The organism is Rothia sp. ZJ1223, from assembly GCF_016900985.1.
In the GTDB taxonomy this organism is placed as follows: Bacteria; Actinomycetota; Actinomycetes; order Actinomycetales; family Micrococcaceae; genus Rothia.
In genome coordinates this window covers 301,790-314,779 of sequence record NZ_JAFEUT010000001.1, presented here as the reverse complement: position 1 = coordinate 314,779, position 12,990 = coordinate 301,790, and the positions used below count along the sequence as shown (strand labels likewise).

Below are 12,990 nucleotides of genomic sequence, written 5' to 3'. Positions count from 1 at the left end.
TTGGTATTTTATCGAGTTTTCTTTTAGGCGGTCTTTCTTGAATGACGATCGTGCGTACGCTGTAGAGGAACTTTTCGCACTTCAACAGTGAATTTCAGCCCGTTAGTTAAGAATAAGGCTGGTTACCCTTCACGGTTGAAGAGGCAACCAGCCTTGATCTGTGGTTGGCATATTAGCCGACGATGACGCGTCCGCCCTCCACCTTAGTGGGGTAAGAAGGCAGAGTATCGAGGGCGGGGCCACCGGTGACCGAACCGTCTGCAAGGGCGAATTGGGAAGCGTGGCAGGGGCACGCCAGCAGGTTGTTCTGCACGTTCAGGACGCAGCCCTGGTGGGTGCAGTTTGACGAGTAGGCAATGAACTGACCCTCGGTGGGCTGGGCAATCATTAGCACCACCCCCTCAGCGGCAGCTTTGACAGCGCTACCTACTGGCACCTCATCAGCTGCAATCATATCGATGGGTGCGGTCACCTCAGGGTGTTTGATGGACGAGGTGCCACCGGCTGAATCATCTGAACCACCGCAGGCAGCTAGTGGCAGGGTGGTTGCGGCAGCGGTGGCGCCGAGAGCAGTTCTACGCGAGATACAGCAGTTTGAGTCCATGATGGTTGCTTTCTTCCTGTGAGGTTATAGGTCATTCGCTGCGAGATTTACGGTTGGTAAAGTCGCAGGTGGTCTTTAGCGGTGTTCTCCCAGAATTGCATTGAAGATGGGGGAGAGCACGGGGGCGACGAGTTCAACCTGCCAGGGGCGCGCGTCCAACTGTCTCAGAGCATCAGCGATACTGTGAGCATTAACGGGCGGATCCCAACAAACTCGGCGCAAAATTTCGGGGGTCAACAAGTTCTCCGTTGGAATGGAGTGTTTTTCAGAGAGCGCCGCCATTGCCTCTTTCGCCGGTGCGATCAACTGGGCAGAGAGCGGACGCTTAACCTCCCAGGCTTTCAGCGGCGGGGGTCCCTCAGCCGGGGTAGTGTAAGGTACCGGCTCTTTGTCATTACGCGCAGAAACAATAGCACGTACCCAGCGCGGTGCCTCGCGCTTGAGAGCACGGGTTTGGAACCCAGGAATACTCAGCACTGCCGGTACATTTGAGGGCATAGAATAAGCCGCTTCGATGATCGAAGCATCGGGCAGAAGTTTTTTGGGCGCAACATCTTTTTTCTGCGCTAAATGTTCGCGTTCCAGCCAGAGATTGCGCAGTGCTGTAAGCTGACGGCGGTTTTTAAGCCGCTGAATACCTTTGGTTTTGCGCCAGGGATCTTTACGTTTTTCTTTGACCGGGTGCAACCGCAAGTACTCAAATTCCTGCAGAGCGTATTCCCATTTACCCTGTTCACGCAAGACATCCTCGAAAGCATCCCGCAAATCGGTAAGAATCTCAACGTCAAGAGCCGCGTAGTTCAGCCAAGACTTGGGTAGGGGGCGACGCGACCAGTCAGCGGCGGAGTGTTCTTTAGCTAGCTTATAGCCCAGAAGTTTTTCAACAACGGTGCCCAAACCAACCCGTTCAAACCCCGCTAGGCGTCCTGCTAGCTCAGTATCGAAGAGCTGATCGGGCTGCATCCCCAACTCAGCTAACGCCACCAGGTCTTGACCTGCTGCGTGCAGTACCCATTCGGTATGCGAAAGAGCAACATTGATAATGCCTAAATCAGAAAAGCATTCGGGGTCAATTAGAATAACACCGGAGTCTCCGCGTTTGATTTGTACCAAAAAAGCCCGCTGACCGTAGCGCACACCTGAGGCACGCTCGGTGTCAACCGCTACCGGGCCGCTTGCCTGAACTAAACGTTCTGCGGCTCTAGCCAGCCCTCGCTCATTCGTAATGAGGGCAGGCACCCCATCAAAAGGTTCATCGAGCGGAACTAGCTCGGGGATCGTCACGCCAGCAGGTAGCCCAAAATCAGTGTTGCTACCTACAACAGACAAGTTTTCCGCTGGCATTAAGGCGTAACTTCCTCTCGCATACTTTCTAGTGGGCACCAAAGAATCAGTGCCGTGTGCAAAAACCCCCATTTTACGCACCTTACAGTGCACGCACGGGGGTTTGGCGATAAAAGAAACAAAATGAATGGTGTCTCACGCTAGAAAATGATGGGAAACGAGTTTTGTGTGGTTAATCCTGGGCTGGGATAAGCGTCAGACTAATAGAGTTGATGCAGTAGCGAAGATCGGTAGGGGTCTGATATCCCTCACCCTCAAAAACGTGCCCCAAATGTGAATCGCACGCTGCGCAACGCACTTCGGTGCGCACCATTCCTAAGCTGCGGTCTTGGATGTAGCGCACAGAATCTTGTGCCAGGGGAGCAAAAAAGGACGGCCAGCCGCAGTGAGAATCAAACTTCTCAGTGGAGCGAAAGAGTTCGGTGCCACAGGCGCGACAGGAATAAACACCCTCGGTTGTGGTGTTGGTATATTCACCGGTATGCGGACGCTCGGTGCCGCCTTCACGCAGTACGTGGTACTCCTGGGGGTTCAAAACGTCCTCCCACTTTTTAACGATGGATCCAACACCGGGTACATTGTGCGCCATGACAAGCTCCTTATGTTCTTTGCTGTGTTTGGTTTTGTTCATCATAACGCTGAGGCAAACTGAAGATATTCCGCAGTCTTCTGTGGGGCGTATTCTGAGGTAATAATAAATAGCCTGTGGGTGCGATTACGGTTGGTGAATTCAGCAGGTGGTATCTTTGTTACTGGTCAGTAACTTATTGATATTTCAAGGAGCGTTTATGAACAAAATCTCTGAACACCTTCACCCCCAACCCGAAACCCGCACTTGGCTCAAAGGCGCCAGCACCGGTGCTGTCATCGGCGCAGGCATAGCAACTACCGCAGCGCTAGGCTCCACAGCGCTCGCCACCTACTTCGCCCGACAAATCGTTGTACCACCCAAACGCCCCGTCGAAAACCTCAAAATCCTCGGGGTAGGCTACTCTCACGCTACCCCCAGTGAAGGCGAACAACCCAACTCTGTGCGCCTACCTGCCACCTGCCAAACCCAGATACCGGGCACCTACGGGCTGTACTTCAACGCCGGAACGTCCTTCGCTGTCATCGGCGAAATCATCGCCCATTCACCCCTTGAATCCTCGGTACTGCGCGAAGTCATGAGCGTACACAACGGAGACCTCGCACAAGCAACACGCGGACGCTGGAGCGGAGTCGTCGCACCGACCCCCGAACTTGCCGGTTACAAGAGTGAAGAAATCTTCCTGGAACTGCCCGTGGGCAGCGCCCCCGCCTGGTTGGTGCGCCCTAATGCCTCAACCGAAGCGTCTGCCCCTTCTGCTCCTGCATCGAAGACCTGGGCAATCATGGTGCACGGTATGGGTGCCAAGCGCACCGAAACCCTCAGGGCGTTACGCACCACCCAAGCGCTGGGCATGATCTCCCTACACATGAGCTACCGCAACGACCGAGAGGCGCCTCCCTCAGATGACGGACGTTACGGTCTGGGCTTCACCGAATGGGAGGACGTCGAAACCGCCATCGACTACGCTCTAGAGCACGGCGCTCATGACGTGGTGCTTTTTGGGTGGTCAATGGGCGGGGCAATTAGCTTGCAGACTGCCGACCGCGCCCGCAACAAACAGCATATTCGAGCGCTGATACTGAACGGCCCGGCAGTAGACTGGCTCTCGCTCATCGAATACCACAGCAACCTCAACAAACTGCCCCTGCGCATCGGCGAGCTGGGTGTGCGGATGATTTCCAAACCGCGTTGGAGCTCATTCACCGGTCTCAAAGCACCCATCGAACTTGAGCGACTGTCATGGACACGTCGGGCTAAAGACCTGCGCGTACCCACTCTTATCATGCACAGCGTGAAAGATGACTTCGTGCCGGTGGCACCGGCGATTGAACTTGCCCGCCGCAGTCCACACGTAGATCTGGTGACCTTCCCCGAGGGGTCGCACACCAAAGAATGGAACGTGAACCCCGAACGCTGGCACCGTGCTGTGATGCAGTGGCTAGAGCCACGCATGAAATAGCCCCGGCAAGTATAAAGCCGGGGCGTACACATTCGACTGCGGCTGGTACTAGCCAGCGAGCGCTATATCAGCGTACTGTCCGCTGGTCAGTGTCAGTAGGTCAGTAGGTGCAAGCTCCACGTCGCATCCGCGTTTACCGCCTGACACCAGCACCGTATCGAATAATTGAGCGCCCTCATCTAAAAGGGTGGGGTGGGCGACCTTTTGACCCAGTGGAGAAATGCCGCCCACCACATAGCCGGTGCGCTTTTGTGCTACTGCTGGGTTGGCGAGTTTCGCGGATTTCCAGCCCAGAGCAGCCGCAGCGTTCTTAAGATTTAGCTTGCCGTCAACGGGCACAATCGCCACTGCATAGTCTTTGTCGTGATTAATCATCAGGGTCTTGTAGACCTGCTCGGGGTCTCGCCCCAGTTTCTGTGCTGCTTCTACACCGAAGTTGGTGTTGCCGTCCTCGTGCTCGTACTCCAGCACCTGAAAATCAATGCCCTGTTTGGTGAGCAGAGAGATTGCAGCTGTTGCTGCTCCTGCCTTTTTCTTCTTCGCCATAGCCGTGTCTCCTCGTTCCTCTCTTAGACTGCCGTGGCTTCTAGGCTAGGCACAATCCCCGCAACACACAGGGTCACCGGGATGTGAACTTTGTAAAAGCCTAAAGGTGATGTGAACTCTAATGACGCTTCTGTTACTCCCCGTTTGCTAAGTTACCGGGGTGACAGAGCTAGAATCATTACTAGAGACTATGGCAGTCATCAACACGGTGGCGCCTTCTAACCCTTCCGAAAGATATGAGAACTGTGGTTGCCTACGAACACCTAACCGACCGTCGCCCCAACGTTTCAGCAGATGATCTTCTGGCAGGTTTTCGCCCTTCTGAACGTTTCGGTGAGGTTTCCTTCGATACTTACCGCCCAGATCCCAACCAGCCCTCTCAGCAGCAGGCAGTGGATGCGCTCAAAGCCTTCGGAGCAAGCATCAACAGTGCTGGCGGTTCCGGTGGCGGAGGGTTTTTCTCACGACTCTTCGGTGGCGGTTCGCAAGCGCCGGCAACCAAAAATGGCATCTACCTCGACGGTGGATTCGGCGTGGGCAAAACCCACTTGCTGGCCTCCCTCTGGCACATGGCTGAGGGCCCCAAAGCCTTCGGCACCTTCGTGGAGTACACCAACCTAGTAGGCGCCATGAGCTTCCGCAAAACTGTGGACGCACTCAGCGGCTACAAACTGGTCTGCATCGACGAGTTTGAACTTGACGATCCGGGCGACACCGTTCTGATATCACGCCTTATGCGCGAACTTTCTGATGCAGGAGTCAAAATCGCGGCAACTTCTAACACCCTGCCGGGGTCGCTGGGGGAGGGGCGCTTTGCAGCCAGCGACTTCAAACGCGAAATTCAGGTGCTTGCCGACCAATTCGATGTACTGCGAGTCGACGGCGAGGATTTCCGCCACCGTGGACTTCCCGCAGCTCCCGCACCAGTGACCGAGATAGAGTTCGACGCAACCGTGCAAGAACGCTTCGGTGGCTTAGGTGCTGTGTCAGTCGATAACTTCAGTGATCTGATCGAGCACCTCTCCCACGTCCACCCCTCGCGTTACCGGCAGTTCATTGAAGGGCTTGAAGGCATTGCTTGGCGCAACGTTGAAACCATCACCGAACAGGCAGTCGCTCTGCGCTTTGTGGTGCTTGCCGACCGCCTCTACGACAAGGACCTGCCCATCATTTCCTCCGGCGTGCCCTTTGACGAGGTATTCACCGCCGAAATGATGGAAGGCGGCTACCAAAAGAAATACTTCCGCGCAGTCTCACGCCTCACTGCCCTCGCCCGTCAGGGGCTCACAGGCGAAGATGCCTAAACACCTTCTGCCACATACCCTGTCAATGTGAGGTAGAGCAAGAAAATAATTTTTGCTCTACCTCGCGAGGCCAGGACAAAAAACCGGTAAAAACCCCGGAAACAAGCGAAAAACAACCCCTGGGTCGAAGATTTGGCACAACCCCGAAATCTGTGTATAGTATTTACCTGTTAGCCCGCAAGGACAAAACCTGCGAGCCTGACATGCGGTTGTAGCTCAGTTGGTAGAGCACCACCTTGCCAAGGTGGATGTCGCGAGTTCAAGTCTCGTCAACCGCTCGCAACACTCTTGATACAAGAGTGTATGCGCGATTGGCGCAGCGGTAGCGCACTTCCTTGACATGGAAGGGGTCACTGGTTCGATCCCAGTATCGCGCACGCATGATACGAGATGTTGTGGTTTATGGTTGTAAAACCAGTGACCGCTCCAGGAAATTTTTATTTCCTCGCTAGCTTGGAAAATTTCCTTCCGTCTAGTTCGATTCCAGTATCGCGCAGGCAAGATAATTGCATATGCGGTTGTAGCTCAGTTGGTAGAGCACCACCTTGCCAAGGTGGATGTCGCGAGTTCAAGTCTCGTCAACCGCTCCAAAAACAAACCCCCGCACATTTCGTGTGCGAGGGTTTTGTTGTATGCGGTTGTAGCTTAGTTGATGGAACGCCACCTTGCTACGGTGCATCTTAGGGCTGTTGAGCGAAAACCTGAGCGAGCGAGGAAGCAATTTTCGCCCAACAGATGGTGATGGGTGTAGACAAACACCCCAAACCTCCGTACTTACTATGCGGGGTTTTCTATAGCTGAAAGTCTTTACTCCGCCTAAAAGCGTCATTCCAGGATGCTTTTGTGCCCCCTCGTGGCACTTTCAGGCGAAGTAAACCCCGGCGAGTTGGAGCGGACGCGTCCGCCGACCCCTCGCGCATCATCAGCACCCGCGTCCGTACAGCTATACACGCCAGCTCAAACTGACCACAGTTTGCGCGCCAAACCCCCGGCGTGTATAGTAGTGCGAGTTGCGGTTGTAGCTCAGTTGGTAGAGCACCACCTTGCCAAGGTGGATGTCGCGAGTTCAAGTCTCGTCAACCGCTCTCACGAAAACACCAGTTTTCGCCACCCAGCAATGGGTAATGGTGGGGTGGTCGAGTGGTTAGGCAACGGTCTGCAAAACCGTGTACGCGGGTTCGAATCCCGTCCTCACCTCCACGCGCGATTGGCGCAGCGGTAGCGCACTTCCTTGACATGGAAGGGGTCACTGGTTCGATCCCAGTATCGCGCACGTAAGATACGGACATTGTGGTTTATGGTTGTAAAGCCAGTGACCGCTCCAGGAAATTTTTATTTCCTCGCTAGCTCGGAAAATTTCCTTCCGTCTAGTTCGATTCCAGTATCGCGCACACATAAAGGCTCAACCTTTCAAAAGGTTGGGTCTTTTGTTTACCCAAACCTCCGCCGAGATCCTGATTTAAATCAGGATCTCGGCGTATCAGGTTAGGATGGAAACACACTAGGTTTCACACAAAAGGGGTATCAGCATGTTCCATCACAACCGCTGGGTGGGTTTCGCTGCCCTTTCTCTCTTGCTTACGGGCTGCTCCGCTGGCTCCGCACCAGAAACAGATACACAGGGCGCGTCCACTGAAACGGCAGTCCAAAAGCAAGTAAACACTGTCGCCGCATCTGCCTCCCAGGACGAGTGTCTCAGCGATTCCTGCACCTCACTGGTATTTACCGGTGACTTCTTAGTACACAATTTGCTATGGTCTCAGGCAGTGGCGGACGCACGGGCTACCGGAGCATCCGACCTCGACTTTGTGCCCCTCATTAAAGCTCAGCGTCCATTCGTCGAGCGTGCCGATATGGCGGTGTGCCAGATGGAAATTGTTGTGGCTGAACCGCAAGGACCTTTTAGCGGTTACCCGTCTTTCAACGTGCCGCCACAGATTCTCGATGCTGCCGCTGATATTGGCTGGGACGTTTGTATGACTGCCAGTAACCATTCTTTTGACCAGAAGACCGAAGGGCTTGAGCGTACCTACCGGGCGGTTGAGGCTGCTGGTATGGGTGTTACGGGCACTAACCTCAGTGCAGAGGAATCAGAAACTCCCGATATCTTTACTACCGCCAACGGTGTGAAGGTCGCTGTTGTGACGGGCACTTACGGTTTGAACGAGCAAGTACCCGATTATAGGTGGCAGGTTGATATGCTCGATGCCCGCGCTATGAAGCAGAAGGGGCAAAAAGCTCGTGAGATGGGTGCCGATATTGTTGTAGCGAACATGCACGCGGGTACCGAGTATCAGACCCAACCCAACAAGCAACAGGTGCAGATTGCCCACGAGCTTGCTGATTCGGGGTATTTTGATGTGATCGTGGGTCAGCACGCACATACTGTTCAACCTATCGAAAAGCACGGTGAGACTTGGATCGTGTACGGTACGGGCAATAACGTCACAGAAATTTCTCCGGTTTTCCTGGGTAATAATGAGGGGTTGATGGTTAACGCTGTTCTGGGACGCGACGCCAACCAGCAGTGGCAGGTCGAACGTTTGCAGTGGGCTTCGAGCCTAATTGTTGATGACCCCGCTTACCGTTATTGCATCACCTCTGATGCCCCGGCAGAGTCTCGGTGTGCTTCAGAGATCGCGGCACAGGCATCCTATGATCGGGTGAAATCAGCCGTTGAGTCGATGGACGCCGCATCGCACGGCTTGCAGGAGTGGAAACTCTAGCACCAGTGAGCGACAAGAAGTAGCTGAGCTAACCCTTGCCACCCACCGCGCAGGTCTAAGGCACCGCGTATAATTGACGGGGCGTATTACCCTCTCATTTCTTCGACGTCAGGATTCTCTGAAGTGACTTCACCTATGCTTGCTTCTGCTACCGACCACGGGCGTATGTACGCGCGTCGGGTGGGCGGCGAGCTGCTGGTCCCTTCAATCACCACGGTTATTGGCCAGCAGGCGACTGACTTGGCGGGCTGGCACGGGTACATGGCTGCTAAGGCGGTATTAGAGGATTCTCGGGCGTCGCGTCCGGCTCATTCTGCGGGGATGAAGTTCGCCATTATTCGTGATGCCGCCAACGCTTCAGAACGTTTTCGTGATGAGGCGGCTGCGAGAGGCGATCGCGTTCATAATTATGCTGAAAGTGTTGCTTTGCGAGCGATGGGTAAAAACCACGAGGTTGAGGCGACCCGTGAGCTACTCATGCAACACGGCGAGCAGGGCTACGCTGACCGTTTCGATGAGTGGTGGGATGCGTGGCGTCCGCGTCCGCTGGCTGCTGAGGTAACTGTCTGGAACGAAACGGTGGGGTATGCGGGTACCCTTGATTTGGTGGCTGAGATTGCTGGCAGAGTGTGCGTGATTGACTACAAAACTAAGGGTACCGATAAGCGCGGACGTGTGAAGCCCCTTGATAATAAGGTGGTCATGCAGCTGGTGGCAGGTATTAAAGCTGAAGAGTCTTTGGTCGATGCTGATGAGGGCGTGTGGGAGCCGTGGGCTTACAGCACTGCGCCTATTCTGATGGGTGTTGCGCTGGGGCAGACGCAGGTGGTTCCGCAGCAGGCTAATCCGGTGGTGCTTAAAAGTAACTGGCACAAGTTTTGTGCGCTGAAGCGGGTGTGGGATCTCAACCGTGAGCTGGATGTTGAGTTGGGGGATCACTTAATGCCGGTGGTTCCGCCACCAGCGCATTTGCTGGGCGAGCTGAAAGGCAATGAGCCCTCGGTGGTTCACTCTCCGGTTGAAACGGCTTCTGTGCAGAACTCCCCGGTGGAGGATGTTGAGCCTGATTCGGTTGAAAAACCGCAGGCCTCATGATGCCCTTGCTAGTGTTGAAGTAGATGTAAAAGATTGTGTGGGAGAAATAAAAAGATGACGATTTTGACGATTCGCACGGTGGGTGACCCGGTGTTGCGCACTGAGTGTGAAGACATCACGGTTTTTGACGAGCAGCTACGCACTCTGGTAGCTGACATGCTGGAGACCATGTACGAGGTCAACGGTGTGGGTTTGGCGGGGCCTCAGGTGGGTATTTCTAAGCGAATTTTTACCTACGGCAATATCGCTGGGTGTGAGGGGCACGTCATCAATCCGGTGCTGACTGTGGGCGAAGAAGACCAAGAGGGCGGCGAAGGCTGCCTGTCAGTGCCCGGTTTGAGCAGTGAAACTCCGCGCAAAAACTGGGCTAAGGTTATCGGCGTTGATATGTATAACCAGCCTGTTGAGATCGAGGGTGAGGGTTTGTTCGCCCGTATGTTGCAGCACGAGACCGACCATCTCTACGGCAAGATGTTCATTGACCGCGTGGTGGGTGAAGACAAGAAGCGAATTATGCGCGCGATTCGTGCCGCTCAGTACAACGATGTTTCTGCGGCAGTTATTGGCGAGCGTGCACCGCAGGTTTCTTCGTCTTTCGGTGCTGGTGTAACGTCTAAGCCTGCCGGTTCTGCTTTCGGTTTCTTGGGAGGTGCCAAGTAATGACGTATAAGGTCTTGTATGTGGGAACCCCAGAGGTTGCGGTTGCTCCGCTAGAGGGTTTGCATGAAGCTGGTTTTGAGATCGTGGGTGTTCTGACCCGTGAGGATGCACCGGTGGGACGCAAGCGTGTGCTGACTTCTTCACCGGTGGCGGCTCGGGCTGAGAAACTGGGACTGCCTGTCATCAAAGCGAACAAGTGGTCTGGTGAGGTTGCTGAGGACGTAAAGCAGCTGGGCGCTGATATTGCTGCGGTGGTTGCTTACGGCGCGATTTTGCCGCAGTCAGCGCTGGATCTTTTGCCTCAGGGTTGGATTAACTTGCACTTTTCTTCTCTGCCAGCGTGGCGCGGTGCTGCGCCGGTGCAGCGCGCGCTGATGGCGGGGGAGACCGAAATCTTCTCTAATACCTTCCGTATTGAGGCTGGTCTCGACACCGGTCCGGTTTTCGTAGAAGAATCTACTCGCGTAGAGGGAACCGACACTGCCGGAGATATTCTGGCGCGTCTGGCGGCAACCGGTGGGGCTTTGCTTGCTCGCACTTTTGAGGCAATCGGAGCAGGAGCCACCGGCACCGAACAGACCGGGGAACCCACCCACGCCGCCAAACTAACTATCGCCGACGGCAAACTGGACTTCACGCGTCCTACCGCTGAACTTCTCGCGCAAACTCGCGGAGTGACCCCCGAACCCGGTGCCTGGTGTACCTACAAGGACGCGCGGTTCAAGCTGGGAATGGTCGTCCCCTCTGACGCTGATATCTTGGGCACAGCCCCCGGAACCGTCCAGATCATCAACAAAAAGTGTGTTGTGACCTGCGGTGATGGCGCTTTGGAACTGACTCAGGTTCAGCCTGCCGGTAAGAAAATGATGAACGCAACTGACTGGGCTCGTGGAACCGGTTCAGCACTCAACGAACAGAAAGTGGTGCTTGTATGAGCGGCTTTAACTCATCCCGCGGTGGCGGTAACTCAAACCGTGGGCAGAACGGCCAGAACCGCGGTGGGCAACGTTCGGGTATGAATCGGGCGGGGCAGGGGCGAACCGGCGCGAATCGTGGTGATGAGCGCCGTGAGGGTCGTGATGACCGCCGTCAGGGGTACCGCGCTGACGATTCTTCGCGTCGTGATGCTAAGGGGCGCGAGCGCAACCGCAAGAAGTCCCATGAGCGTGATTTTTCAACTTCGGCACCGAGAACTCGCGCGCGTGAGGCGGACGCGGCTCGTTTGGTTGCTTTTGAGGTGATGCAGGCGGTTGCTACCGAAGATTCGTATGCGAACCTGGTGATGCCCAAGTCAATGCGCAACCATCGCCTGGATCAGCGTGATGCTGGCTTTGCCACTGAGCTGACCTACGGCACCCTGCGTAACCAGGGGTACTATGATGCGGTGCTGACTCATTGCGTTGATCGCCCGTTGGAGAAGATCGATCAGAAGATTCTGACCGCTTTGCGATTGGGTGCCCACCAGTTGCTGGCGATGCGTGTGCCTTCGCATGCTGCCCTGAACCAGACAGTTGGTTTGGCGCGTGCGGTGATTGGTGCGGGGCCGGCAACCTTTATCAACGCTGTTTTGCGCAGGGTTTCTGAGAAGACCGCCGCAGAATGGCGAGAGCTTATTGAGTCTGAGGCAACTGACGATATTCAGAAGATGGCTCTGACCGCTTCACACCCGGTCTGGGTGGTACGTGCCTTTAGGCAGGCTCTGGCAGCCCACGGTCGTTCGCCGCAGGAAATTGAGGCTCTGCTTGATGCTGATAACGCCGCCCCTATCGTGAACTTGGTGGAGCTGCCCGGTATCGGCTCTTTGGATGAGGCTCGTGATGCTGGTGCGGTTGACGGTGAGCTGGTGGAAGGCTCGGCGCTGTACTCCTCTGGCGATTTGCGCCATCTAGAGTCGGTGCGTGAGGGCACTGTGCGTGCGCAGGACGTAGGCTCGCAGCTGGTTGCGCGCGCCCTAGCTTTTGCCCCTCTTGAGGGTGAAGACTCCCTGTGGCTTGATCTGTGTGCAGGCCCCGGTGGCAAAGCGGCCTTGCTGGCTGCTATCGGCGCGCAGCGTCAGGCTCAGCTGGTCGCCAACGAGTCAGCTGCTCACCGCGCCAAGCTGGTGAGCGCGTCCTTGCGTCCTTTGCGCGGTAGCGTCTACAAGGTGGTGACGGGCGATGGGCGCGACATCGCGGCAACCGTGAGCGATAAGAAGAACCTGCCGGCGGCTACTGAACCCAACCCGCAGTTTGACCGTGTGATGGTAGATGTTCCCTGTTCAGGTTTGGGTGCCCTGCGTCGCCGTCCTGAGGCGAGGTGGCGTAAGTCGCCACGCGATATTGCTGGTTTGTTGCCCTTGCAGAAGGAGCTGTTTGACGCGGCGGTGACCGTGACTCGCGCCGGTGGTCTGATTGCTTATGTTACCTGCTCACCTCACATGGCTGAGACGCAAAACATTGTGAATGACATTGTGGCTGATGGTGCGGTAGAGCTACTAGATTCAGCCAGCGCTTTACGCGCAGTTGCCCTGAGCAATGAGCAGGGGGAGTCGGTACTGGGCGGTGAGCTTGACCCCGGTTACGCACCGAATAATAAGCAGCCGCAGGCTACCACTGCGCAGTTGTGGCCGCACGTACACGGTACGGATGCGATGTTCTTCGCGCTGTTTCGCAAGAAGTAGC

At 55.6% G+C, this 12,990-nt stretch carries 11 protein-coding genes and 6 tRNA genes; 13 read left to right on the top strand and 4 right to left on the bottom strand.

Annotation, left to right across the window (positions count from 1 at the left end; all coding sequences use genetic code 11):
• Window positions 1-172: 172 nt before the first annotated feature.
• The 3 genes from JTP09_RS01465 to msrB form a co-directional block, all read right to left on the bottom strand.
• A complete protein-coding gene (locus tag JTP09_RS01465; RefSeq protein ID WP_204876222.1) occupies window positions 173-604 on the bottom strand; it encodes a Rieske (2Fe-2S) protein in 432 nt (143 codons plus the stop codon).
• 75 nt (window positions 605-679) lie between these two features.
• Window positions 680-1,948, bottom strand: coding sequence for an HRDC domain-containing protein (locus JTP09_RS01460; protein ID WP_204876220.1), 1,269 nt, complete (start codon window positions 1,946-1,948; stop codon window positions 680-682).
• A 172-nt stretch (window positions 1,949-2,120) separates the two neighbouring features.
• Window positions 2,121-2,537 carry a peptide-methionine (R)-S-oxide reductase MsrB gene (gene msrB, locus JTP09_RS01455; RefSeq protein WP_204876218.1) on the bottom strand — a complete coding sequence of 139 codons (417 nt, stop codon included), beginning with the start codon at window positions 2,535-2,537 and terminating at the stop codon, window positions 2,121-2,123.
• Window positions 2,538-2,736: 199 nt separating this feature from the next.
• Between msrB and JTP09_RS01450 the strand changes: the two genes are divergently transcribed.
• Window positions 2,737-3,999 (top strand): S9 family peptidase, encoded by a 1,263-nt coding sequence (locus JTP09_RS01450; protein WP_204876215.1) that lies wholly within the window; start codon window positions 2,737-2,739, stop codon window positions 3,997-3,999.
• A 48-nt stretch (window positions 4,000-4,047) separates the two neighbouring features.
• Here the strand turns inward: JTP09_RS01450 and ybaK are convergent, their stop codons facing one another.
• Window positions 4,048-4,545, bottom strand: a complete 498-nt coding sequence (gene ybaK, locus JTP09_RS01445) for a Cys-tRNA(Pro) deacylase (protein WP_204876214.1) — start codon at window positions 4,543-4,545, stop codon at window positions 4,048-4,050.
• Between the two features lie 245 nt (window positions 4,546-4,790).
• Here ybaK and zapE point away from each other — a divergent pair, with 245 nt between their 5' ends.
• From zapE to JTP09_RS01385, 12 genes are all read left to right on the top strand, one after another.
• Window positions 4,791-5,849 (top strand): cell division protein ZapE, encoded by a 1,059-nt coding sequence (zapE, locus tag JTP09_RS01440; protein ID WP_370592464.1) that lies wholly within the window; start codon window positions 4,791-4,793, stop codon window positions 5,847-5,849.
• Window positions 5,850-6,054: 205 nt separating this feature from the next.
• Window positions 6,055-6,127 (top strand) — tRNA-Gly (locus JTP09_RS01435).
• A 27-nt stretch (window positions 6,128-6,154) separates the two neighbouring features.
• Window positions 6,155-6,226: transfer RNA gene (locus JTP09_RS01430), tRNA-Val, on the top strand.
• 137 nt (window positions 6,227-6,363) lie between these two features.
• A tRNA-Gly gene (locus tag JTP09_RS01425) sits at window positions 6,364-6,439 on the top strand.
• A 422-nt stretch (window positions 6,440-6,861) separates the two neighbouring features.
• Window positions 6,862-6,934 (top strand) — tRNA-Gly (locus JTP09_RS01420).
• 41 nt (window positions 6,935-6,975) lie between these two features.
• A tRNA-Cys gene (locus JTP09_RS01415) sits at window positions 6,976-7,049 on the top strand.
• Window position 7,050: 1 nt separating this feature from the next.
• Window positions 7,051-7,122, top strand: a tRNA-Val gene (locus tag JTP09_RS01410).
• 256 nt (window positions 7,123-7,378) lie between these two features.
• Window positions 7,379-8,575 carry a CapA family protein gene (locus JTP09_RS01405; RefSeq protein ID WP_204876204.1) on the top strand — a complete coding sequence of 399 codons (1,197 nt, stop codon included), beginning with the start codon at window positions 7,379-7,381 and terminating at the stop codon, window positions 8,573-8,575.
• Window positions 8,576-8,698: 123 nt separating this feature from the next.
• Window positions 8,699-9,670: a PD-(D/E)XK nuclease family protein gene (locus JTP09_RS01400; protein WP_240333890.1), complete on the top strand. Its 972-nt coding sequence runs from the start codon at window positions 8,699-8,701 to the stop codon at window positions 9,668-9,670.
• Window positions 9,671-9,724: 54 nt separating this feature from the next.
• Entirely contained in the window at window positions 9,725-10,330 is a 606-nt protein-coding gene (def, locus tag JTP09_RS01395) for a peptide deformylase (RefSeq protein WP_204876202.1), read from the top strand.
• On the top strand, window positions 10,330-11,265 hold the full coding sequence (gene fmt, locus JTP09_RS01390; protein WP_204876200.1) for a methionyl-tRNA formyltransferase: 936 nt from the start codon (window positions 10,330-10,332) through the stop codon (window positions 11,263-11,265). Before def ends, fmt begins: the two co-directional genes overlap by 1 nt.
• Entirely contained in the window at window positions 11,262-12,989 is a 1,728-nt protein-coding gene (locus JTP09_RS01385; protein ID WP_204876199.1) for an RsmB/NOP family class I SAM-dependent RNA methyltransferase, read from the top strand. The genes fmt and JTP09_RS01385 overlap by 4 nt, the downstream gene beginning before the upstream one ends.
• Window position 12,990: the final 1 nt, after the last annotated feature.

Bases quoted from the DNA above. Each gene is read 5' to 3' on its own strand.
- JTP09_RS01465 (WP_204876222.1), bottom strand. From the start codon at position 604: ATGGACTCAAACTGCTGTATCTCGCGTAGAACTGCTCTCGGCGCCACC.
- JTP09_RS01460 (WP_204876220.1), bottom strand. From the start codon at position 1,948: ATGCCAGCGGAAAACTTGTCTGTTGTAGGTAGCAACACTGATTTTGGG.
- msrB (WP_204876218.1), bottom strand. From the start codon at position 2,537: ATGGCGCACAATGTACCCGGTGTTGGATCCATCGTTAAAAAGTGGGAG.
- JTP09_RS01450 (WP_204876215.1), top strand. From the start codon at position 2,737: ATGAACAAAATCTCTGAACACCTTCACCCCCAACCCGAAACCCGCACT.
- ybaK (WP_204876214.1), bottom strand. From the start codon at position 4,545: ATGGCGAAGAAGAAAAAGGCAGGAGCAGCAACAGCTGCAATCTCTCTG.
- JTP09_RS01405 (WP_204876204.1), top strand. From the start codon at position 7,379: ATGTTCCATCACAACCGCTGGGTGGGTTTCGCTGCCCTTTCTCTCTTG.
- def (WP_204876202.1), top strand. From the start codon at position 9,725: ATGACGATTTTGACGATTCGCACGGTGGGTGACCCGGTGTTGCGCACT.
- fmt (WP_204876200.1), top strand. From the start codon at position 10,330: ATGACGTATAAGGTCTTGTATGTGGGAACCCCAGAGGTTGCGGTTGCT.
- JTP09_RS01385 (WP_204876199.1), top strand. From the start codon at position 11,262: ATGAGCGGCTTTAACTCATCCCGCGGTGGCGGTAACTCAAACCGTGGG.